At 67.9% G+C, this 20,526-nt stretch carries 23 protein-coding genes; 18 read left to right on the forward strand and 5 right to left on the reverse strand.

The window, feature by feature from the left end; translation table 11 throughout:
* Positions 1 to 59: 59 nt before the first annotated feature.
* On the forward strand, positions 60 to 722 hold the full coding sequence (locus AC07NI_RS11770) for a nitroreductase (protein WP_494618985.1): 663 nt from the start codon (positions 60 to 62) through the stop codon (positions 720 to 722).
* Here the strand turns inward: AC07NI_RS11770 and AC07NI_RS11775 are convergent.
* A complete protein-coding gene (locus tag AC07NI_RS11775) occupies positions 719 to 1,753 on the reverse strand; it encodes a WD40 repeat domain-containing protein (RefSeq protein WP_494618986.1) in 1,035 nt (344 codons plus the stop codon). The genes AC07NI_RS11770 and AC07NI_RS11775 overlap by 4 nt on opposite strands.
* A 262-nt stretch (positions 1,754 to 2,015) precedes the next feature.
* Here AC07NI_RS11775 and AC07NI_RS11780 point away from each other — a divergent pair, with 262 nt between their 5' ends.
* The 3 genes from AC07NI_RS11780 (at position 2,016) to AC07NI_RS11790 (ending at position 3,231) form a co-directional block, all read left to right on the forward strand.
* The gene (locus AC07NI_RS11780) at positions 2,016 to 2,465 is read left to right on the forward strand and encodes a biopolymer transporter ExbD (protein ID WP_494618987.1); all 450 of its coding nucleotides are present in this window, start codon (positions 2,016 to 2,018) and stop codon (positions 2,463 to 2,465) included.
* Positions 2,466 to 2,613: 148 nt separating this feature from the next.
* Positions 2,614 to 3,051: an ExbD/TolR family protein gene (locus AC07NI_RS11785; RefSeq protein ID WP_494618988.1), complete on the forward strand. Its 438-nt coding sequence runs from the start codon at positions 2,614 to 2,616 to the stop codon at positions 3,049 to 3,051.
* 18 nt (positions 3,052 to 3,069) lie between these two features.
* The gene (locus tag AC07NI_RS11790) at positions 3,070 to 3,231 is read left to right on the forward strand and encodes a hypothetical protein (protein ID WP_494618989.1); all 162 of its coding nucleotides are present in this window, start codon (positions 3,070 to 3,072) and stop codon (positions 3,229 to 3,231) included.
* On the opposite strand, the gene AC07NI_RS11795 is transcribed toward AC07NI_RS11790, so the two are convergent.
* Together AC07NI_RS11795 and AC07NI_RS11800 are read right to left on the reverse strand one after the other, a co-directional pair.
* Entirely contained in the window at positions 3,232 to 4,359 is a 1,128-nt protein-coding gene (locus AC07NI_RS11795; protein WP_494618990.1) for a CobW family GTP-binding protein, read from the reverse strand.
* A 39-nt stretch (positions 4,360 to 4,398) separates the two neighbouring features.
* Positions 4,399 to 5,025: a hypothetical protein gene (locus AC07NI_RS11800; protein ID WP_494618991.1), complete on the reverse strand. Its 627-nt coding sequence runs from the start codon at positions 5,023 to 5,025 to the stop codon at positions 4,399 to 4,401.
* A gap of 203 nt (positions 5,026 to 5,228) precedes the next feature.
* Here AC07NI_RS11800 and rplU point away from each other — a divergent pair, with 203 nt between their 5' ends.
* The 3 genes from rplU (at position 5,229) to AC07NI_RS11815 (ending at position 6,827) form a co-directional block, all read left to right on the forward strand.
* Entirely contained in the window at positions 5,229 to 5,801 is a 573-nt protein-coding gene (gene rplU, locus AC07NI_RS11805) for a 50S ribosomal protein L21 (protein WP_494618992.1), read from the forward strand.
* Positions 5,802 to 5,832: 31 nt separating this feature from the next.
* Positions 5,833 to 6,102: a 50S ribosomal protein L27 gene (gene rpmA, locus AC07NI_RS11810; protein WP_096052697.1), complete on the forward strand. Its 270-nt coding sequence runs from the start codon at positions 5,833 to 5,835 to the stop codon at positions 6,100 to 6,102.
* A 191-nt stretch (positions 6,103 to 6,293) separates the two neighbouring features.
* A complete protein-coding gene (locus tag AC07NI_RS11815) occupies positions 6,294 to 6,827 on the forward strand; it encodes a GNAT family N-acetyltransferase (protein ID WP_494618993.1) in 534 nt (177 codons plus the stop codon).
* A 4-nt stretch (positions 6,828 to 6,831) separates the two neighbouring features.
* Here the strand turns inward: AC07NI_RS11815 and AC07NI_RS11820 are convergent, their stop codons facing one another.
* The gene (locus AC07NI_RS11820) at positions 6,832 to 7,791 is read right to left on the reverse strand and encodes a hypothetical protein (RefSeq protein WP_494618994.1); all 960 of its coding nucleotides are present in this window, start codon (positions 7,789 to 7,791) and stop codon (positions 6,832 to 6,834) included.
* A 217-nt stretch (positions 7,792 to 8,008) separates the two neighbouring features.
* Here AC07NI_RS11820 and obgE point away from each other — a divergent pair, with 217 nt between their 5' ends.
* The 9 genes from obgE to AC07NI_RS11865 all read left to right on the forward strand — a co-directional run bounded on the left by obgE (position 8,009) and on the right by AC07NI_RS11865 (position 17,075).
* Complete coding sequence (obgE, locus tag AC07NI_RS11825) at positions 8,009 to 9,073, forward strand: GTPase ObgE (protein WP_494618995.1); 1,065 nt, start codon at positions 8,009 to 8,011, stop codon at positions 9,071 to 9,073.
* Positions 9,070 to 10,215 (forward strand): glutamate 5-kinase, encoded by a 1,146-nt coding sequence (gene proB, locus AC07NI_RS11830; RefSeq protein ID WP_494618996.1) that lies wholly within the window; start codon positions 9,070 to 9,072, stop codon positions 10,213 to 10,215. Before obgE ends, proB begins: the two co-directional genes overlap by 4 nt.
* Positions 10,216 to 10,236: 21 nt before the next feature.
* Positions 10,237 to 11,766 (forward strand): UbiD family decarboxylase, encoded by a 1,530-nt coding sequence (locus AC07NI_RS11835; protein ID WP_494618997.1) that lies wholly within the window; start codon positions 10,237 to 10,239, stop codon positions 11,764 to 11,766.
* A 28-nt stretch (positions 11,767 to 11,794) separates the two neighbouring features.
* Complete coding sequence (locus AC07NI_RS11840) at positions 11,795 to 12,361, forward strand: hypothetical protein (protein ID WP_494618998.1); 567 nt, start codon at positions 11,795 to 11,797, stop codon at positions 12,359 to 12,361.
* A gap of 59 nt (positions 12,362 to 12,420) precedes the next feature.
* On the forward strand, positions 12,421 to 14,181 hold the full coding sequence (locus tag AC07NI_RS11845) for a M14 family metallopeptidase (protein WP_494618999.1): 1,761 nt from the start codon (positions 12,421 to 12,423) through the stop codon (positions 14,179 to 14,181).
* Between the two features lie 89 nt (positions 14,182 to 14,270).
* Positions 14,271 to 14,672, forward strand: a complete 402-nt coding sequence (locus tag AC07NI_RS11850) for an MAPEG family protein (protein WP_492836449.1) — start codon at positions 14,271 to 14,273, stop codon at positions 14,670 to 14,672.
* 38 nt (positions 14,673 to 14,710) lie between these two features.
* Positions 14,711 to 16,042: a TldD/PmbA family protein gene (locus tag AC07NI_RS11855; protein WP_494619000.1), complete on the forward strand. Its 1,332-nt coding sequence runs from the start codon at positions 14,711 to 14,713 to the stop codon at positions 16,040 to 16,042.
* Complete coding sequence (locus AC07NI_RS11860; RefSeq protein ID WP_494619001.1) at positions 16,039 to 16,818, forward strand: 3'(2'),5'-bisphosphate nucleotidase CysQ; 780 nt, start codon at positions 16,039 to 16,041, stop codon at positions 16,816 to 16,818. Before AC07NI_RS11855 ends, AC07NI_RS11860 begins: the two co-directional genes overlap by 4 nt.
* 20 nt (positions 16,819 to 16,838) lie before the next feature.
* Positions 16,839 to 17,075, forward strand: coding sequence for a DUF4170 domain-containing protein (locus AC07NI_RS11865; RefSeq protein ID WP_494619002.1), 237 nt, complete (start codon positions 16,839 to 16,841; stop codon positions 17,073 to 17,075).
* 136 nt (positions 17,076 to 17,211) lie between these two features.
* Here AC07NI_RS11865 and AC07NI_RS11870 read toward each other — a convergent pair whose 3' ends face one another.
* Positions 17,212 to 17,877 (reverse strand): fused DSP-PTPase phosphatase/NAD kinase-like protein, encoded by a 666-nt coding sequence (locus AC07NI_RS11870; protein ID WP_494619003.1) that lies wholly within the window; start codon positions 17,875 to 17,877, stop codon positions 17,212 to 17,214.
* A gap of 144 nt (positions 17,878 to 18,021) precedes the next feature.
* Between AC07NI_RS11870 and AC07NI_RS11875 the strand changes: the two genes are divergently transcribed.
* Positions 18,022 to 19,827, forward strand: a complete 1,806-nt coding sequence (locus AC07NI_RS11875; protein WP_494619004.1) for an ABC transporter ATP-binding protein — start codon at positions 18,022 to 18,024, stop codon at positions 19,825 to 19,827.
* Entirely contained in the window at positions 19,824 to 20,522 is a 699-nt protein-coding gene (locus AC07NI_RS11880) for a lysophospholipid acyltransferase family protein (protein ID WP_494619005.1), read from the forward strand. Before AC07NI_RS11875 ends, AC07NI_RS11880 begins: the two co-directional genes overlap by 4 nt.
* Positions 20,523 to 20,526 lie beyond the last annotated feature (4 nt).

Here is a 20,526-nt window from a genome sequence, read left to right on the forward strand (position 1 = left end):
AACCAGAGCGACCGTCGCTGTCGCGCGGCATAAATGCACACGGGTTAAGGGAGCCTTCGATGGACGTGATCGACGCCGTCAACCGCCGCATGTCGGTGCGCGCCTTCAAGCCCGATCCGGTCGACGGGGCCGTGGTCCGCGAGCTGCTGGAAGCCGCCGCCCGCGCGCCGTCGGGCGGCAATCTCCAGCCCTGGCGGGTGCAGGCGGTGGCTGGCGAACCGCTGGCGGCGCTGAAGGCGACCATGCTGGCCCGCGTGGCCGCGCCCGACCCGACCGAATACGACGTCTATCCGGCCAACCTCTGGGAGCCGCTGCGCAGCCGCCGCTTCCAGGTCGGCGAGGACATGTACGGAGCGCTGGCCATCCCGCGCGAGGACAAGCTGCAGCGCCTGCAGTGGTTCTCGACCAACGGCCAGGGCTTCGGGGCGCCGGTACAGTTGTTCTTCTCGATCGACCGCCGCTGCGGCCCGCCGCAGTGGAGCGATGTCGGCATGCTGATGCAGACCTTCATGCTGCTGGCCGTCGAGCGCGGGCTCGACACCTGCCCGCAGGAGTTCTGGTCGCACTACAACAAGATCGTCGACGACCATGTCGGCCTGCCTGAGGGCCATATGCTGTTCTCCGGCATGGCCCTGGGCTATCGCGACGAAGCCGCGCCGGTGAACAACTTCCGCTCCCAGCGCGCTCCGTTCGAGGAGTGGGGGGAGCTGAAGGGGTTCTAGCCGCCCGCGAACTGCCTCGGCCCGCTCAGGTCCGGGATCTCGATCACGCCGGCCTCGCCGCTCTCGTCGCCCCAGGCGAAGAACTTGCCGTCGGCGCTGGTCGACAGGGCGCTGATCGGCGCGCCCTTTTCGGCCTTCAGGGTCTCGATGCGGCCGTTGCGCATGTGGGCGGCCCAGATCTTGCCGTTGTCCTGGCCGGCCAGGCAGACCGGCTGGACGTCGACACCCGCCACGCGGACAACCATCGAATCGCGGGAGAAGCCGATCTCGGCGGCTTCCTTGCCCATCGGACCGTTGGCGCCGGCGAACGGCCAGATGACCGCGCCCGAGGCGCCGGCCGTGGTCAGCAGGGCGCCCTTGTCGAAGAAGGCCACGCTCTTGATCTTGGACGGGTAGCCGCCCATCCGCATGTCCTTGCTGTCCGACAGCCGCCAGCCGTGCAGCTGGTTCTCCTGCATCGACGAGATCAGGAACTTGCCGTCCGGGCTGAATTCCACGGCGATGTGGCTGCCCGCCCACTTCAGGACGGTCGGCTTCTGGTCGGCGATCCGGGCGTACCAGAGATAGGCCCCGCCGTAGGAAGCGCTGGCCAGGCGCCGACCCTTGGGCTCGAAGGCCAGGCCCGACACCGTCTTCTCATGGGTGAAGGTGCGGGCGAAGGCCGGATCGGCGACGTCGCGGACGTGGACCTCCTTGCCGGCCGTGAAGGCGATCAGGCCCGAGGCGGCGCTTGCGGCCACGTGCTCGATCCACTTGTTCTTCACCTCGGCGATCAAGGTGGCGACCACCTCGCCGCCCTCGATTCGGCTCCAGACCACCTTGCCGTCGTCACCGCCGGTGACGACGCCATTGCCGCTGGGGTGGACGGCCGAGGCCAGGACCGCGCCGCCCATCGGACCGCCATGGGCCTCGACCGTGACGAATCCCTCCGGCGTCTGGAGGCGGACGGTGCCGTCGCCCAGGGCGAACATGGCGCGGCCGGAGCGGTCGAACAGGGCGTCGGTGACGAAGGCGTCGAAAGAAAAGATCATGCGCGCGAGATAAGACACGAGAGCCCCGACGACCAGACTCTTTCAGAAAGCCCGCCCCCGAGGCTCATTTCGCGCCTCAGGCGAAGCCGTACCCAGGAAGCTGCACGTTCGAACGGCGTTCGGCAAAAAAGACTCGAAAAGGGGGTTGCCATTGCGGCGCGTCCTCGGGCTTTACTTCCGCGCTCGTCTGCGCCAGACGTGGCAAGGTAACGACATTTCAGGCGCGCCCCGAGCGGCGCGACCTTCTGGGAGACAGTCAGGCATGGCGGCTAAACTTGCTGGCGGCGGTGGTGGCCGCTATTCGCTGGGCCAGAATTCCGAAATCAACGTCACGCCCTTCGTGGACATTCTGCTCGTTCTGCTGATCATCTTCATGGTCGCCGTGCCGATGGCCGTGACCTCCATCAAGATCGATCTGCCCCCGGCGGTCCCGCCGCCCCCGAACGCGCCGAAGCCGAAAGAGCCGGTCTTCATCTCGATCCAAAAGTCGGGCGCGATCTTCATCGCCGAGAAGCAAACCAGCCTCGACGGCCTGGAAGCCGACCTGAACGCCAAGTTCGCCTCGACCGGCCAAACCGGCCCGAAGGACGAGCAACGCGTCATGATCCGCGCCGACGCCGACGTGCTGTACGCCGACTTCATGGGCGTCCTGAACCAACTCCAGACCTCGGGCTGGTTCAAGGTCGGCCTGATCAACGAAGACCTGCACTAGCAGCTTCGACGATCTCGAAAATCAGGGGCCCGGCGGCGACGCCGGGCCCCTTTTTCGTGTCCAAATCCCTACGACGCACTCGCGACTTTACAATTGTAGAAACAAGCGCAATCTACAAACGTAACTTCGGAACGAGGAGGGAAAGACCATGGCGGTGAAACTCTCGGGCGGCGGTGGCGGCCGTTATGCGGTGCGCCAGAACGCGGACATCAACGTCACGCCCTTCGTCGACATCCTGATGGTGCTGCTGATCATCTTCATGGTCGCCGTGCCGACGGCCGTGACCTCGATCAAGCTGGACCTGCCGCCGTCTTCGAACGAGGCCTCGCTCAGCAAGCCGGTGGTGATCGCCATCCAGAATGGCGGCGGGCTGTTCCTGGCCGGCCAGGCGACGCGGCTGGACACCCTGGCCGGCGACCTGAACGCCAGCTTCAAGGCCAATGGCGAGACCCTCGCGCGCGGCCAGCAGCGGGTGATGATCAGCGCCCAGGCCGACGTGCCCTACGAGGCGCTGATGGGCGTCATCAACGAAGTCCACGACAACGGCTGGACCAAGGTGGGGATCGTCAACGAGGACCTGCACTAGGCCCGTTCCCTTCTCCCCTTGCGGGAGAAGGTGTCGCCAGAGGCGACGGATGAGAGGTCGCGCAAACGAAAACCGCCGCGACTAGCCGATGGGCCGGTCGCGGCGGATACGTTCTTCAACCCCTCACCCGACCCGCTGCGCGGGCCACCCTCTCCCGCAAGGGGAGAGGGAAACGGGTGACTAAGCCGCCGTCGCCTCGAAGCCGGCGCGCAGCTCCGCTTCGTCCAGGTCGCGACCGATGAACACCATGCGGCTGTAGCGCTTGTCCTTGTCGGTCCATTCGCGCTGGAAGTCGCCTTCCAGGATCATGTGGACGGCCTGGAAGACGAGACGCTTGTTCTCGCCCTTCACGTCGATGATGCCCTTGGCGCGCAGGATGTCGGGGCCGCGCTTGGCCAGCAGGTCGTTGAGCCAGGCGGTGATCTTCTGGCCGTCGACGGGCTTGTCCAGGGTCAGGGAGATGCCCTTGACGCCGTCGTCGTGGATGGCGCTGGCGTGGCCATGGTCGTGACCGTGATCATGGTCGTGGTCGTGGTGGTCGTGACCGCAGTGTTCGTCGTGGACGTGCCCGTGGTCGTGATCATGGTGGTGATGGTCGTGGCCGCAGTGCTCGTCGTGCACGTGACCGGCCTCGCCGTGGGCCGGGTTCAGGAACGACGGCTCCAGCTCGGTGATCCGCTCCAGGTCGAAGCTGTGCTTGCCCAGGATGGCGTCCAGCGGGACGTTCGAACGCTGGGCGCGGTGGATAGGGGCCAGCGGGTTGATGCGGCGGATACGGGCCTCGACGTGGCGCAGATCGTCTTCCGACACGAGGTCGGTCTTGTTCAGCACGATCTGGTCGGCGAAGGCGATCTGCTCGACGGCTTCCTTGCTGTCGGAGAGGCGCAGCATGATGTGCTTGGCGTCGACCACCGCGGTGACCGAATCGAGGGCCGTGCGGGCCTTGACGTCGTCATCGACGAAGAAGGTCTGGGCCACCGGGCCTGGATCGGCCAGGCCGGTCGTCTCGACGATGATGGCGTCGAACCCGCCCTTGCGCTTCATCAGGCCCTGGAGGACGCGGATCAGGTCGCCGCGCACCGTGCAGCAGACGCAGCCGTTGTTCATCTCGAACACTTCCTCGTCCGCGCCGACCACCAGGTCGTTGTCGATGCCGACCTCGCCGAACTCGTTGACGATCACGGCGTAGCGCTTGCCGTGCTCCTCGGTGAGGATGCGGTTGAGCAGCGTGGTCTTGCCGGCGCCGAGATAGCCGGTCAGCACGGTGACGGGGATCTTGCCGGTCGGAGCGGGAGAAGCTTGGGTCATGGCCGCTATTTAGGAGCCTCGAGGCCCTAGCGGAAGCGGCTACGTCTTGAAGAACGCAACCGCCAGGCCGACCAGCACCAGGGCCACGCCCAGGATGGTCTCCTCGTAGCGCTCGACCCACTGCAGGCCCAGGCGCTTGAAGCCGGCCAGGGACAGGCTGGTGAAGATCAGCATGCCGGCCGAGGTGGCGGCCATCAGCACGCCGCTCAGCACCAGGAACGCCTGCCAGCCGTGCTGCATGCCGGCCAGGTAGTAAGGCAGGAAGGCCTCGCAGGGCGACAGGGTCAGCAGGGTGACCAGGGCGATGATCGCGGCGCGGTCGGAGGCATAGGCCTTGCGGCCGGCTTCCGGCAGCGCGTGGTTGTGGCCTCGCGCTATATAGAAGACGCCCACGGCCACCATCAGACCGCCCACGACCCAGTGGAACAGGCCGCCCAGCTTGGGCTCCAGCGCCAGGCCCGCGACCACCAGGCCAAGGCCCAGCGCGATCGTCAGGCCCACATGGCCCAGGCCCGCCAGCAGGGTCACACCCAGGGTGCGACCCGTCGACCACTTCTGGGCGCGGCCGACCAGCACGAACGGCAGCCAGTGCGTGGGCAGGGCCGCATGCAGGAAGGCCACGGCGAAACCGGTGACGGCGATGGAGGTGAAGAAGGTCGAGTTCACGTCACGGCATATAGCGCGTTATAAAGTAACAACACAGAGGGCGTGGCGCGCTAATCGCACTTAAGCGCCGTGGTCGGCTGAATCCGCCCTAACGGCGTTGACTCCCGCCCTTCTGGCTGTATAAGTCGCGCCCTCTTCGCCCGCCGGGTTTCCGAGCGGGCGTTCCCTATTTTGCGAACGCACGTTTTTAAGGCGCTAAACCTATGTACGCGGTGATCAAAACCGGCGGCAAGCAGTACCGGGTTCAAGCCGGCGACCTGCTGGTGGTCGAAAAGCTCGAAGGTGAACCCGGCGCTGCCGTGGCCTTCGGTGAAGTCCTGATGCTTGGCGAAGGCGAGGCCGTGACGGTCGGCGCCCCTCTCGTGGACGGCGCTGTCGTCTCCGGCACCCTGATCGAAACCCGCAAGGGTGAGAAGGTGAAGATCTTCAAGAAGATCCGCCGTCAGGGCTACCGCCGCACCCGCGGTCACCGCCAGTTCGAATCCGTCGTGCGCGTCACGTCGGTCGTCGGCGCTGGTCAGGAAGCCAAGTGGGAAGGCGCTATCGACCTGACCCCGAAGGTCATCCTGGACGCCCGCGCTCGCGGCCTCGGCGACGCCGCCGTGCCGTTCAGCATCCCGACCGGCTCGACCGAAGCGGCTCCGGCCGCTCCGAAGAAGGCCGCCAAGGCTCCGAAGGCTGCTGACGCCGCCGTCGAGCCGGCCGCTGAAGCCGCCCCGAAGAAGAAGGCCGCCCCTAAGAAGGCAGCCGCCACCACGGAGGAAGGCGAAGCCTAAGGGCGACGCTTTCTAAAGGTAGGAGAGCAAGATGGCTCACAAGAAATCAGGCGGCTCGTCCAGCAACGGTCGCGACTCGGAATCGAAGCGCCTTGGCGTGAAGAAGTTCGGCGGCGAGAAGGTTCTCGCCGGCAACATCCTCGTGCGTCAACGCGGCACGAAGTTCTATCCGGGCACCAACGTCGGCATCGGCAAGGACCACACCCTCTTTGCCCTCGTGCAAGGCGCCGTGGGCTTCGTGACCAAGAAGCATAACCGTACGTACGTGACGGTGACTCCGGCCGCGCAACCGGCCGAGTAAGCACGAACCAGAGTTCATTCGGGTCGTGCTTCTCACAAAGAAGACGATCCGGACAGACGATCTCTAGCGGGGAGTCCGGAACGCCGGGCTCCCCGCTTTTGTTTTGTCTCGCCGCCTTCTGATACGAACTTCGCCATGGCGGCGTCACGGTTCCCGATCAAACGAGGGGCCGAGAACTCTGGGAGGCGCCGATGTGCGTCATCGAAGAAAGACCCGTCATCGCGACCCAGCGGCTGACGCTGCGCGCCCCGGCCAAGGCCGACGTCGGGCGTGTGGCCAGCTTCTGCGTCGATCCGGACGTGGCGCGCATGACCACGCGCATGCCCTCGCCCTACACCCGTGACCACGCCGAGGACTTCGTGGCCCGCTGCGGCACGCAGGACCGCGCGCGCGACAACACCTTCGCTATCGAGCTGGAGGGCGAGGGCCTGGTCGGCGTCATCGGCATGTTCACCACGGCCGACGGCCAGGTCGAGCTGGGCTATTGGATCGGCCGCCCCTACTGGGGCCAGGGCTTCGCCACCGAGGCGACGCGCGGCGCGCTGGACTGGGCCCGGCAGGCCTGGAAGAAGCGCTATGTCGTGGCCGGCCACTTCGCCGACAACGACGCCTCGGGCCGCGTGCTGGTCAAGGCCGGGTTCCTGTACACCGGCGTCGTCGAGCACAAGCCCTCGATCGCGCGCGGCGAGCCGGCGGCGACGCGGATGATGGTGTGGTTGGCTTAGGGCTCTAAGCCGCCCGGTGCGTGTGGATCACCTTCTGCGGGCCTTCGCGGAAGCGCTTCTCGGCGGTGACGATCCGCTCGCACAGGGCGTCCAGGTCCGACAGCAGCGAGTAGGTCGCGTAGATGGGAATCTCCATCAGCGCCACCTGAGCCCGCGGCATGAACTCGGTGTATTTCTTCCACGAGATGTGGGCGTCGCGGGCGCTCATCGCGCGCTGGCCCAGCGGGTTCCACAGGTCCAGGTCCATCAGCTCGTCGCGGCACTGCTTCATGACCGGCAGGGCGATGTAGAGGAACAGGAAGGTCGGGGTGGCGGCGCGGCCGAACTGCGGCTGCACCTGCAGGTGCCAGATGCGATAGGCCTCGAAGAAGCCGGCCTTGCGCACCGGATCCGGCGGCAGCCAGGTGGCCTGCTCGTTGATCAGTTCGTTGACCACGGCCGAGCGCTTGACCAGCTCGTCGGCCGAGGTGCCGGCCGGCATGGTCTTGGACAGAGCGTTGACCGGGATGGCCAGCTTGCGGGCGACGTCGGTGAAGGCCACGTGCTTGCCGGCCATCGGCGTGAACTGGCCGAACGACGGGGCGTTCGGCGCGCTGGCCCGCTTGGTCGCGGCGGTCTTGTGCATCAGCAGCTGCTCTTCGCGCTGCTTTTCCGCCCGCAGGCGGTCGAATTCGATCTCGTGGGCGGCCTGCTCCTCGGCCGTCATCCACTTGGCGCGGCCAGGGCCGTAGGTGCGCTCATAGCGGTTGACCAGCACCAGGCTGTGATCGGGCGAGGGCCGCAGCCCCACCTCGGCGACGAACGTCTTGAACTCGCGCCACTGCGGCGCGACGCCGGTGCCCCGGGCGATCAAGATGTTGCGGTGGACCGACGCCTCGGCGCTATACTTACGGTGAAGCTCCTGCGTCGACAAATCGCGCAGATCCCCCGCCAGTATCGCCTTGTTGTCTTCTGCCGTAGCCAAGGTCAGCCTCCCACTCCGCCGAGATATTACGGCGGTTACGCTGCCAAGACACTTTGTCGCACCATGTGTTTTAACATTTCGTCACGACGACGAACAGCGGTCGCGCTTTTCGTAGCGGCCAAGCGTCACAGTTCGAAGGACGGGTGTGGATGCCGTTGCGTAAGCCCTGGAGCCATTTTGGCTCGACGCGCGGGACCCCTTGGGACTAAAGAGCGCCATGAAATTCTTGGACCAATGCAAGATCTACATCCGCTCCGGTAACGGCGGCGGCGGATCGGTGTCGTTCCGCCGCGAGAAGTACATCGAGTACGGCGGCCCGGACGGCGGCGACGGCGGTCGCGGCGGCGACGTGTGGATCGAGGCCGTCGAGGGCCTCAACACCCTGATCGACTACCGCTATCAGCAACATTTCAAGGCCGGCACGGGCATCCACGGCATGGGCCGCGCGCGCCACGGCGCCGCCGGCGAGGACGTGCTGCTGAAGGTTCCGGTGGGCACCGAGATCCTCGAAGAGGACAAGGAGACGCTGATCGCCGACCTCGACCACGCGGGCGCACGCCTGCTGCTGGCCAAGGGCGGCAACGGCGGCTGGGGCAACCTGCACTTCAAGGGCCCGGTGAACCAGGCCCCGAAATACGCCAATCCCGGCCAGGAAGGCGAAGAGCGCTGGATCTGGATGCGGCTGAAGCTGATCGCCGACGTCGGCCTGGTCGGCCTGCCCAACGCGGGCAAGTCGACCTTCCTGGCCGCCGCCAGCGCCGCCAAGCCGAAGATCGCCGACTATCCGTTCACGACCCTGACCCCGAACCTCGGCGTCGTCGACCTGTCGACCGACGAGCGCTTCGTCATCGCCGACATCCCCGGCCTGATCGAGGGCGCGTCGGAAGGCGCGGGTCTGGGCACCCGCTTCCTGGGCCACGTCGAGCGCTCGGCCACGCTGATCCACCTGATCGACGGCACCCAGGACGACATCGCCGGCGCCTATGAGACGATCCGGGGCGAGCTGGAAGCCTATGGCGAGGATCTGGCCGACAAGGCCGAGATCCTGGCCCTGAACAAGATCGACGCCCTCGACGAGGAAACCCTCGCCGAGAAGATCGCCGAGCTGACCGAAGTGTCCGGGATCAAGCCGTTCCTTGTGTCGGGCGTCTCGGGCCAGGGCGTCACCGAGCTGCTGCGCGCCGCCTACAAGCAGGTGCGCATCCGTCGCGGCGAGCTCGAGGCGGATATCGACGAGGACGAGGACCACATCGAGGAGACCCCCGGGGGCTGGACGCCGTGAGCCAAGCCCCTTTAGGCGGTAGTAGGGAGGCCTTCTCGAAGGCCCGCCGCATCGTGTTCAAGGTCGGCTCGGCCCTGCTGGTCGACGCCGAGACGGGCGCGGCCAACCGCGCCTGGCTGGAGGCGTTCTGCGCCGACGCCGCCGCCCTTCGCGACGCCGGCAAGCAGGTGCTGGTGGTCTCGTCCGGCGCGGTCGCCCTGGGCCGCCGGCGCCTCGGCCTGACCGGCCGCAAGGCGACCCTGCCCGAGAAGCAGGCCGCCGCGGCCGCCGGCCAGTCCCTGCTGATGCGCGCCTGGGAAGAGGCCTTCGAGCCGCACGGCATCGGCGTCGCCCAGATCCTGCTGACCCGCGACGACACCGAGACCCGCCGCCGCTGGCTGAACGCCCGCGCCACCACCGAGACCCTGATGGGCTTAGGCGTGGTGCCGGTGGTCAACGAGAACGACACGGTCGTCACCGAAGAAATCCGCTACGGCGACAACGACCGCCTGGCCGCCCGCGTGGCCCAGATGGCCGGCGCCGACCTCTTGGTGCTGCTGTCGGACATCGACGGCCTCTACACCGCCGATCCGCGCAAGAACCCCAAGGCCGCGCACATCCCGCTTGTCGGCGAGATCACCAACGAGATCGCCGGCATGGCCGAGGGCGCCAACGCCGCCGCCGGCGTCGGCACCGGCGGCATGGCCACCAAGATCGCCGCCGCCCGCATCGCCCGCGCCGCCGGCTGCGCCACGCTCATCACCCTGGGCTCGCGCCCGCGCCCGCTGGCCGCCATCGCCGACGGCGAGAAGGCCACCCTGATCGAGGCCGGAGCCTCGCCCGCCGCCGCCTACAAGGCCTGGATCGCCGGCTCGCTGGCGCCGCAGGGCTGGGTGACGGTCGACGCCGGCGCGGCCAACGCGCTGGCTGCCGGCAAGAGCCTGCTGGCCGCCGGCGTCCGCGCCATCGAGGGCCCGTTCGAGAAGGGCGACGCCGTCCGCGTCCGCGACGAGACCGGCCAGGAAGTGGCCCGAGGCCTCGTCCGCTACGACAGCGCCGACGCTCACCGCATCGCCGGCCTGCGCTCCGACGCTATCGAGGCCGAACTCGGCTTCACCGAAGGCCCGATGATCCACGCCGACGACCTGGCCGTCGCGAACTAGACCCCCATAGGCGAGTACCCCATGGCCTACCGTTCCTTGCGCGAATTCATCGACGTCCTGGAGGCCAAGGGCGAGCTGGTGCGCGTCACCGAGCCGGTCTCCAGCGTGCTGGAGATGACCGAGATCCAGACCCGCCTGCTGGCCACCGGCGGCCCGGCCGTGCTGTTCGAGCACGTGCTGCTGCCCGACGGCTCGCGCTCGTCAATGCCGGCCCTGGCCAACCTGTTCGGCACGGTCAAGCGCGTGGCCATGGGCGTGACGCTGGGCGGCGAACCGCGCGAGACGGCCGGCGAGCTGCGCGAGGTCGGCGAGCTGCTGGCGTTCCTGCGACAGCCCCAGCCGCCCAAGGGCCTGAAGGACGCCATCGACATGCTGCCCCTGGCCAAGACGGTCATGAGCATGCGTCCCGGCACGGTGAAGAAGGCCCCCGTGCAGGAGGTCGTCCTGACCGGCGACCAGATCGACCTCACCAAGCTGCCGGTGCAGACCTGCTGGCCGGGCGAGCCCGCGCCGCTGATCACCTGGCCGCTGGTCGTCACCAAGGGTCCGGGCAAGGACCGCGAGGACGACTTCAACCTCGGCATCTACCGCATGCAGGTCCTCGGCAAGGACAAGTGCATCATGCGCTGGCTGGCCCATCGCGGCGGCGCCCAGCACTACGCCCGCCACAAGAAGGCGGGCAACAAGGATCCCCTGCCCGCCTGCGCCGTACTGGGGGCCGATCCCGGCACCATCCTGGCCGCCGTGACGCCGGTGCCCGACACTCTGTCGGAGTACCAGTTCGCCGGCCTGCTGCGCGGCGCCAAGGTCGATCTCGTGCCGGCCAAGACCGTGCCGCTGATGGTCCCGGCCCACGCTGAGATCATCATCGAGGGCCACGTCCTGCTCGACGAGTTCGAGGACGAAGGCCCCTACGGCGACCACACCGGCTACTACAACAGCGTCGAGAAGTTCCCGGTCTTCCAGGCGACGGCGATCACCATGCGCAAGGACCCGATCTACCTGACGACCTTCACCGGCCGGCCGCCGGACGAGCCCTCGGTGCTGGGCGAGGCGCTGAACGAGGTGTTCATTCCCCTCATCCGCCAGCAGTTCCCCGAGATCGTCGACTTCTGGCTGCCGCCCGAGGGCTGCAGCTACCGCATCGCCGTGGTGTCGATGAAGAAGGCCTATCCCGGCCACGCCAAGCGCGTGATGCTGGGCGTCTGGAGCTACTTGCGCCAGTTCATGTACACCAAGTGGGTGATCGTCGTGGACGACGACATCAACGCTCGCGACTGGAAGGACGTGATGTGGGCGATCAGCACCAAGATGGATCCCGCCCGGGACATCACGGTGATCGAGCACACCCCGATCGACTATCTGGACTTCGCTTCCCCCGAGAGCGGCCTCGGCTCCAAGATCGGTCTGGACGCCACCGACAAGTGGCCGCCCGAGACCAAGCGCGAATGGGGCGAGGAAATCCGCATGGACCAATCGGTGATTGAATCCGTTACGGAAAAGTGGGCTCGCCTGGGTTTGCCGGGAGACGGGACTCCGATCTGGAAGTAGCGTTCTCACGAGTCGCCGTGGGGGCCTGATGGACGCGATCGAGATCTTCTTCGCCGCCTATGGCGCGCTGCTGGCCCTGGCCGTCGCCCGGCTGCTGTCGTCGGCCGCGCGCCTGATCCGCGCGCGGGAGACGGTCAGGATCGGCTGGGCCACGCCGCTGCTGATGCTGCTGCTCCTGCTGGAAATCTGCAGCTTCCTCACCAACGCCTCGAAGATCATGGGCCTGGCGGACCTGGGCCTGGGCGTCGTCACCAACGGCATCGTGGCCGCCGGGTGCTACTTCCTGATCGCCAGCCTGGTCGCGCCGGATGACCTGACCGCCTGGCCCGACCTCGACGCCTATTACGACAAGCACAAGTCCCTGATCGTCGGCGGCATGATCGTCGGCAGCCTGCTGGGCTTCGAGGTCACCTCGCTGCTGGTGCGCGGCTTCGCCGAGTCGGTGCAGGTGCGGTGGATGGGCCTGCGCGCCACCCTGCTGCTGGCCTTCTACAGCCTGATCGCGGCGCTGTTCCTGATCCGCAACCGGGCGGCCAACCTGGTGCTGCTGGCCATGCTGAACGCCATCTTCGTGGTGGTGATGTTCACCTTCTAAGGCTTGCCAGAGAGGCTTTGAGGCGCGACGACAGCGGCCTGTTTGCTCTGGAGCCTCGCATGTCCACGAAAGCCCCCTGGGATCAGCCCTTCCTGCCGCCGGCTCCGCATTGGCAGGGCGCCAGCCAGGGCTTGATCCGCGATGCGTCCGATCCGTGGATCACCGCCTTCGAGGCCGACCCCGAGCACGACTTCTCGCCGAACTATGTCGACACCCGCGCCTGGTTCGATCGCCTGGATAGCGCGTCGAAACTGATCCGCGTCGAGGACTTCGGCGTCTCGCCGCAGGGCCGCGCGATCTTCGCCGTCGTCGCCACCAGGGACGGCGAGACGCTGGACCCGAAGAAGCCGCTGCTGCTGGTCCAGTGCGGCATCCACCCCGGCGAGATCGACGGCAAGGACGCCGGCATGATGCTGCTGCGGGACATGGCGTTCCACGGCAAGGACGGGCTGCTCGACACGGTCAACCTGGTCCTGATCCCGATCCTGTCGGTCGACGGCCATGAGCGGGCTTCGGCCTACTCCCGCCCCAACCAGCGCGGGCCGCGCATCCAGGGCTGGCGCAACACGGCGACCAACCAGAACCTCAACCGCGACTTCATGAAGCTGGACCAGCCGGAGATGCAGGCCCTCAAGCGCCTGCAGGCCAAGTACAGGGCCGATCTCTATGTCGACGTCCACGTGACCGACGGCTTGGACTACCAGTACGACGTCACCTACGGCTTCAATGGCGAGAACGGCGTGTGGAACCGTTCGCCGGCCATCGCCAAGTGGCTCGATGACGTGCTGAAGCCGACCATGAACGCCAGCCTGGAGGCCGAGGGCCACATCCCGGGCGAACTGGTGTTCGGCATCGACGACCAGAACCCCAAGGCCGGCTTCAACGATGGCGGCCTCGGCGAGCGCTTCTCCAACGGCTGGGGCGCGGCGGCCCACGTCCCGACCATCCTGATCGAGAACCATAGCCTCAAGCCCCACGTCCAGCGCGTGCTCGGGACCTACGTCTTCATCGAGACGGCCCTGAAGCTGCTGGCCGACAAGGGCGGCGACCTGCGCACGGCCATCGCCGCCGACAGCGCCCTGCGACCGGCGCAGGTGCTAGCCAACTTCGTCTCCGATCCTAAGCCCGCCTACATGCGCCACTTCAAGGGCATCAAGTACGAGACCTATGACAGCCCCGCCTCGGGCCGGCAGGAGATCCGCTGGCTGGGCGAGGCCGATCCGGAGCTGTGGTCGGCGCCGTTCTACGGCTCGCACTCGAGCCTGAGCCTCAAGCGCCCGGTCGCCTACTACGTGCCCAGCTACCGCGCCGACCTGATCGAGCGGCTGAAGCTGCACGGCGTGACGCTGGAGACCCTGGCGGCCGACACGGTCGTGACCGTCGAGATGATCCGCCTGGTCGATCCCAAGCTGGCCGACCGCGCCAACGAGGGCCACGTCCAGATCAGCGTCGAGACCGTGACGACGGAGACCCGCGACTGGACCTTCCCGAAAGGTTCGATCCGCGTGCCGACCGACCAGCCGCTGGGCGACCTCGTCGTGCTTCTGCTGGAGCCGCAGTCCAGCGAGAGCTTCTTCGCCTGGGGCATGGTCCCCGAGGTGCTGAGCCGCGTGGAATATATCGAGTCCTACGCCATCGCCCCGCTGGCCGAGGCGATGATGGCCGATGATCCGAAGCTCAAGGCCGAGTTCGAGGCCAAGCTGGCCGCCGAGCCCAAGTTCGCCGCCGATCCTGACGCCCGCCTGGCCTGGTTCTACGAACGCACGCCCTTCTACGACGACCACTACCTGCTCTATCCGATCGCGCGCCAAGTCGCCTGAAAGGCGGGTTGGGTTGCCGAGCCCCGGTCAAACGTTTCATATGAGCGTTCGCCGGGGGGCGGGATTAGTCACTAGGGCTTGAATTACCGATGGATACGATCGCTTCCGGGCACGCCGCCGCGCTGTGGGCCGGCCTGCACCTTTTCCTGCTGCTGATCCTGTCGCTGCTGGTCGTGCGCCTGCGCCAGAAGCACAAGGTCGCGCTGGGCGACGAGGGCATCCCGGAACTGGCCCGCGCCATTCGCGCCTTCGGCAACGCGACGGAATACGTGCCGACCGGCGTCGCGGCCCTGGCCGTGCTGGCCGTGGCCGGCGCCTCGCCGCTGGCCATCCACGTCGTGGGCTTCATCCTGTTCGCCGGCCGCGCGATCCACGCGTTCGGCCTGTCCACCAACGGCGGCGCCTCGATCGGCCGCTCGGTCGGCATGGTCGCCACCTGGCTGGCCTACATCTTCGCCGGCGTGGCCCTGCTGCTGTCGGCCATCGGGTAGCGCTTGCCCCGTTAGGGGAGGCTCGTCCATAAGACCGCATGGACGATAATCTGCTGAATGACGTGGTCGCCGCCGCGCGCAAGGCCGGGGCGGACGCCGCCGAAGCCGTCTTCGCCGAGCGCCAGTCGCTCTCCGTCTCTGTCCGCCTGGGCGAGCTGGAAGAGGTCGAGCGCGAGGAGGCCCGCGATCTGGGCCTGCGCGTCTTCATCGGCAATCGCAGCGCCACCGTCTCCGGCTCCGACGTCTCGGCCGACGCCCGCGCCAAGCTGGTCGAGCGCGCCGTGGCCATGGCCCGCCTGGCGCCGGAAGATCCCTATGCCAGCCTCGCGCCCAGCGAGCGCCTGGCCAAGGGTCCGTTCCCAGACCTTGATCTGATCGACGCCTACGAGCCCACGGCCGAGACCCTGGAGACCCAGGCGCGGATCGCCGAGGCCCACGCCCGCGAGGTCAAGGGCGTGACCAATTCCGACGGCGGCTCGGGCAGCTGGTCCTCGTCCCGGTGGGCGCTGGTCACCAGCGAAGGCTTCCACGGCGTGCACGCCGCGACCGGCCACTCGGTCTCGGCCTCGGCCATCGCGGGCGAAGGCGCGGGCATGGAACGCGGCGGCGAAGGCCGCTCGACCCGCCACTTCGGCGACCTGCCGGCCGCTGGCGACATCGGCATGGAGGCCGGCCGCCAGGCGGTGGCGCGCCTCAACCCGCGCAAGATCGCCTCGACCACCGCCCCGGTGATCTTCGAGAACCGCCTGGCCATGAGCCTGATCGGCCCGCTGCTGGGCGCAATCTCGGGCCCCTCGATCGCCCGCGGCACCTCGTTCCTGAAGGACAAGCTGGGCCAGCAGATCTTCGCCAAGGGGATCAACCTGACCGAGGACCCGCACCGGGTGCGCGGCCTGGGCTCGGCCCCGTTCGACGACGAGGGCGTGGCCACGCAGGTGCGCAGCCTGATCGACGACGGCGTGCTGACCACCTGGCTGCTGAACACGTCATCGGCCCGGCAACTGGGCCTGGCCACCACCGGCCACGCCTCGCGCGGCCTCGCCGGTCCCTCAAGCGTCTCGACCCACAACCTGACGCTCCAGCCGGGCGCCCAGGACCTGGAGGGCCTGATGAAGGACGCCGGGACAGGCCTGCTGGTCACCTCGATGTTCGGCCCCTCGCTGAACGGCAATACCGGCGACTGGTCGGTGGGCTGCTCGGGCGTCTGGTTCGAGAACGGCGAGAGCACCGGCCCGGTCACCGAGATCACCGTGGCCGGCAACCTGATCGACATCTACGCCCGCCTCGTCCCCGGCTCGGACCTGCAGTTCCGGGGCGCCAGCAACAGTCCGTCGATCCTGGTCGACGCCCTGGCGATCGCGGGCAAATGAACGACCTGGACCTGATCCTCCAAGCCGCCAAGGAGGCCGGCGAGCTGGCGCTCTCGGCCCGCGAGGGCGGCTTGAAGATCTGGTCCAAGGACGGCGGCTCGCCCGTCACCGACGCCGACCTGGCCGTCGACACCCTGCTGAAGACCGAGCTGGGCGCCGAACGCCCCGCCTATGGCTGGCTGTCGGAGGAGACCGCCGACGATCCGGCCCGCCTGACCACCCAGCGCCAGTTCGTCGTCGACCCGATCGACGGCACCGTGGCCTTCATGAAGGGCAAGCCGTGGTTCGCGGTCTCGATCGCCGTGGTCGAGAACGGCCAGCCGATCGCCGGCGTCGTCCACGCCCCGGCCCTGAACGAGACCTTCGCCGCCACGATCGACGGTCCCGCGACCCTGAACGGCGTGATCATTGAACCCAGCGCCACCGATCGCCTGGAAGGCTCGGCCATGCTGGGCGACGCCAAGATGTTCGCCCACCCGGCCTGGCGCGAGCCGTGGCCGGACATGCGGATCGAGAGCCGCAACTCTATCGCCTACCGCATGTGCCTGGTGGCCTCGGGCGCGTTCGACGCCGCCATCGCCCTGTCGCCCAAGAGCGAGTGGGACCTGGCCGCCGCCGACCTCATCTGCCGCCGCGCCGGCGCCTGGGCGACCGACCACAAAGGCCGCGATTTCGCCTATAATCGCCCCGTTCCGCTGGTTCCGAGCCTGGTTTGCGCCAATCGGGCGCTCGCCCCATTGATCCTGTCACGCGTCGGGCATATCGAGCTGCCATAAACATAATTCCTCGCAGGAACATGCTCCAAATGGTCGATAAGCAGCTTCTTCATATCGTGGTCGGTGGCGAACTGAAGGACGTCGCGGGTATCGAATTCCGCGATCTCAGCAAGGTCGAGTTCGTCGGCGCCTATCCCAGCTACGACGAAGCCCACAAGGCCTGGAAGGCCAAGGCCCAGGCGACGGTGGACAACGCGCACGCGCGCTACTTCATCATCCACGCGCACAAGCTGCTGGATCCCTCGAGCGAGGGCTAAGGCTGAAGATCCTCCCCCGCGATGCGGGGGAGGTGGCCCGGAGGGCCGGAGGGGGCTAACGCGGCATGCGTCCAGCTCGCCCCCTCAGTCGCTTCGCGACAGCTCCCCCGTATCACGGGGGAGCATCTAGTCGGCGCTACTCCCGCCGCAGGATCTTATCCGTCAGCACCTTCCCGAGCATGTTCGCGCGGAAGGTCTTCTTCATCTCGACGGGATCGTAGTCGTCGCTCTCGACCCACTCGCTGAACGTCAGCCCCTTCGGCTCCCCGACCTCCAGATACTGCTCGAACACGTAGTCCAGCACGCCGGTGTTGCCGTGCTTGATGTGCAGGTAGCGCGGCGACAGCTGCTCGACCGCCTCGCGGATCGGCAGGCCCAGGCGGTAGTGGGCGTAGAACACGCTCATGATCCCCGCCCGGTCCGCGCCCGACTTGCAGTGCATCAGGGCCGGGTACTCGATCGTCTCGAACAGTTCCTTCGCCCCCCGCACCCGCTCGCGGATCGGCACCTCGCGCGAGGTGATGGTGAAGTCGACGAAGTTCAGGCCCAGACGCTCGCAGGCGTCCTTCTCCAGCGCGTAGAAGCTGCCGTCGAAGCCGCCGCGCAGGTTCACGATGGTCTTGATGCCGCGCTTCTTCCACCAGGCCAGCTGGAACGGCCAGGGCTGGTTGGCGCGGACCATCTCGGGGCTGATCCAGTGGGCGTTCGAAAAGCCCAGGCGCAGATAGGCGTGGTCGTTCCACAGATAGTGGAGATAGGTCTTGAACCGGCCCCAGGGCGTGACGAGGTCGAACTTGGCCAAGGCGGCGCTTTCCTTCGGGATTTCGCCGCCTAAGTAGGGGCATCGGCCCCGAAAGGCAAAAGCCGCCCTCATGGTGTCGCTTTTACAGGCGAGTGCGTCCGCCACGTCCTTGACAGCCCTCGCGCGAAATCCGACCCCTCCGACATGACGAACACGGACGCTCAGCCCTCGAACCGCGCCCTGATGGGCCGGATGTGGCGCGAGTTCCTCAAGCCCCGCTGGAAGGGCCTGGCGGTCTCGATCGTCAGCGCGGCCATCGTCGCGGCCCTGTCGATCAAGCTGGCCAAGATCATCGAGCCGGCCATCGACCAGCTGATCACCCATCCGCGCGCCGGCGCGATCTGGGCCATCCCGCTGACCATCGCCGGCCTGGCCATCGCGCGCGGCGTCTTCCAGGTCATCCAGGCCCAGGTCATCAACCGCATCGGCAACGGCGTCGTGGGCGACATGCAGGTGAGGCTGTTCGGCCGCCTGGTCCGCTCGGACCTGCAGCGCCTGCGCGGCGCCCACTCAGGATCGTACGTGGCCTCGGTGCTCTACGACGCCGGCCTGATCCGGGAAGCGGCGACGACGGGCGTGGTCAACTATGTCCGCGAGTTCCTGACCGTGGTCGGGGCGCTGGCGGCCATGTTCACCCTGGACCCGCTGCTGGCGGCCGGCGTGCTGGTCATCGCGCCGCTGGCCAGCCTGATCATCCGCAGCTTCTCGAAGAAGACCACCAAGGCCGCCAAGGGCGCCATGGGCGAGACCTCCAACCTGTCGACGGCGATCATGGAGAGCCTGGACGGGGTCAAGATCGTCAAGATGGAGAACCGCGAGGCCTATGAGGAGGCCCGCGTCGCCGCCGTGGTCGCGCGCCGCCAGCGCCACCTGATCAAGGGCAGCAACGCCCGCGCCATGGCCGCCCCGGCCACCGAGACCTTCACCACCGCCATCGTCGCCGTGGTCTTCGCCTATGCCGGCTGGCGGGCGACCAGCGGCGTGCTGAGCCTGGGCCCCTTCACCCTGTCGCCGCTGACGGCCGGGGTGTTCTTCGCCTTCATGACCAGCCTGCTGATGGCCGCCCAGTCGCTGCGCCAGGTGGCCAACCTGCAGACCGTGTTCAGCGAGGGCCTGACCGCCGCTCGCCGCTTGTTCGCCGCGCTCGACATCACGCCCGCTATCGTCGATCCCGCCGACGCCAAGGCCCTGCCGGCCGGCGACAGCGCCATCGCCTTCGACCAGGTCAGCTTCGCCTATGGCGAGGACGCCCCGGCCCTGTCGGACGTCTCGCTGACCGCCAGCAAGGGCGAGACCGTCGCCCTGGTCGGCCCCTCGGGCGGCGGCAAGAGCTCGATCCTGAACCTGATCCCGCGCTTCTACGACGTGAGGAGCGGCGCGGTGACGATCGACGGCCATGACGTGCGGTCGGTGACCCTCGCCTCCCTGCGCGACCGGATCGCCTTGGTCACCCAGGAGCCGTTCCTGTTCGACGACAGCATCCGCGCCAACATCGCCTATGCCCGCCCCGGCGCCAGCCAGCTGGAGATCGAGGCCGCCGCCCGCCAGGCCGCCGCCCACGACTTCATCCAGGACCTGCCGGAAGGCTACGACACAGCCGTCGGCGAGGCCGGGGCGCGTCTGTCCGGCGGCCAGCGCCAGCGCATCGCCATCGCCCGCGCCTTCCTCAAGGACGCCCCGATCCTGCTGCTGGACGAGGCCACCAGCGCCCTGGACACCGAGAGCGAGGCCCAGGTCCAGGCGGCGCTGGAACGGCTGATGGCCGGTCGCACCACGATCCTGATCGCCCACCGCCTGTCGACCGTGAAGAACGCCGACCGCATCTACGTCATCGACAAGGGCCGCGTCGTCGAGACGGGGACCCATGCCGAGCTGGTCCGGGCCGGCGGCCTTTACGCCCGCCTGGCCAAGGCCCAGGACCTCGACCACGTTCCGGAGGCGTCAGCTTGAGGCCCCTGCGTTCGCCGTTCGTGATCTGGCTGCTGTCCTCGATCTTCGCCGGCTATTCCAAGCTGGTGTTCCGCACCCTGCGCATGACCGTCGAGGGCGCCGAGCAGGCCGAAGAGGTCTGGAAGCAGGGCCGCGAGACCGGGGTCGGGGCGATCCTGTGCTTCTGGCACTCGCGCATCCCGATGTCGCCGCTCAGCTGGCCGCAGGATCCCGGGCGCCAGGACATGCGCGCCCTGATCTCGCGCTCCAACGACGGCGAGTTCATCGCCCGCACGGTGGAGAAGCTGGGCTTCCCGGCCATCCGCGGCTCGTCGGCCAAGAAGACGGACCTGGCCAAGAACAAGCACGGCGAGGAAGCCTTCCGCGACATGGTCAGGTGGGTGAAGGACGGCGGCGGCGTCGCCATCACCCCCGACGGCCCGCGCGGCCCGGCCGAGCACATGGAGAAGGGCACCCCGTCCCTGGCCCGCGTCACCGGCGCGCCGGTGATCTTCGTCGGCCTGGCCGCCAAGCCCTGCATCCGACTAGGTTCGTGGGACCAGACGATGATCCCCCTGCCCTTCGCCAAGGCCGCCATGGTCTGGGACGGCCCGACCGGCGCCGGACGAGGCGACGACGCCGACCAGCTGGTCGAAAGCTGGGCCGCGCGCCTCTCGGCCGTCACCCGCCGCGCCGAACAGCTGGTGCAAGATTGATCCG

This window comes from Caulobacter sp. GW821-FHT10E02 (genome assembly GCF_059415225.1).

Excerpts from the sequence above, each read along its gene's own strand:
- AC07NI_RS11770 (WP_494618985.1), top strand. The coding sequence starts at position 60 with ATGGACGTGATCGACGCCGTCAACCGCCGCATGTCGGTGCGCGCCTTC.
- AC07NI_RS11775 (WP_494618986.1), bottom strand. The coding sequence starts at position 1,753 with ATGATCTTTTCTTTCGACGCCTTCGTCACCGACGCCCTGTTCGACCGC.
- AC07NI_RS11780 (WP_494618987.1), top strand. The coding sequence starts at position 2,016 with ATGGCGGCTAAACTTGCTGGCGGCGGTGGTGGCCGCTATTCGCTGGGC.
- AC07NI_RS11785 (WP_494618988.1), top strand. The coding sequence starts at position 2,614 with ATGGCGGTGAAACTCTCGGGCGGCGGTGGCGGCCGTTATGCGGTGCGC.
- AC07NI_RS11795 (WP_494618990.1), bottom strand. The coding sequence starts at position 4,359 with ATGACCCAAGCTTCTCCCGCTCCGACCGGCAAGATCCCCGTCACCGTG.
- rplU (WP_494618992.1), top strand. The coding sequence starts at position 5,229 with ATGTACGCGGTGATCAAAACCGGCGGCAAGCAGTACCGGGTTCAAGCC.
- rpmA (WP_096052697.1), top strand. The coding sequence starts at position 5,833 with ATGGCTCACAAGAAATCAGGCGGCTCGTCCAGCAACGGTCGCGACTCG.
- AC07NI_RS11815 (WP_494618993.1), top strand. The coding sequence starts at position 6,294 with ATGTGCGTCATCGAAGAAAGACCCGTCATCGCGACCCAGCGGCTGACG.
- obgE (WP_494618995.1), top strand. The coding sequence starts at position 8,009 with ATGAAATTCTTGGACCAATGCAAGATCTACATCCGCTCCGGTAACGGC.
- AC07NI_RS11835 (WP_494618997.1), top strand. The coding sequence starts at position 10,237 with ATGGCCTACCGTTCCTTGCGCGAATTCATCGACGTCCTGGAGGCCAAG.
- AC07NI_RS11840 (WP_494618998.1), top strand. The coding sequence starts at position 11,795 with ATGGACGCGATCGAGATCTTCTTCGCCGCCTATGGCGCGCTGCTGGCC.
- AC07NI_RS11845 (WP_494618999.1), top strand. The coding sequence starts at position 12,421 with ATGTCCACGAAAGCCCCCTGGGATCAGCCCTTCCTGCCGCCGGCTCCG.
- AC07NI_RS11850 (WP_492836449.1), top strand. The coding sequence starts at position 14,271 with ATGGATACGATCGCTTCCGGGCACGCCGCCGCGCTGTGGGCCGGCCTG.
- AC07NI_RS11855 (WP_494619000.1), top strand. The coding sequence starts at position 14,711 with ATGGACGATAATCTGCTGAATGACGTGGTCGCCGCCGCGCGCAAGGCC.
- AC07NI_RS11860 (WP_494619001.1), top strand. The coding sequence starts at position 16,039 with ATGAACGACCTGGACCTGATCCTCCAAGCCGCCAAGGAGGCCGGCGAG.
- AC07NI_RS11865 (WP_494619002.1), top strand. The coding sequence starts at position 16,839 with ATGCTCCAAATGGTCGATAAGCAGCTTCTTCATATCGTGGTCGGTGGC.
- AC07NI_RS11875 (WP_494619004.1), top strand. The coding sequence starts at position 18,022 with ATGACGAACACGGACGCTCAGCCCTCGAACCGCGCCCTGATGGGCCGG.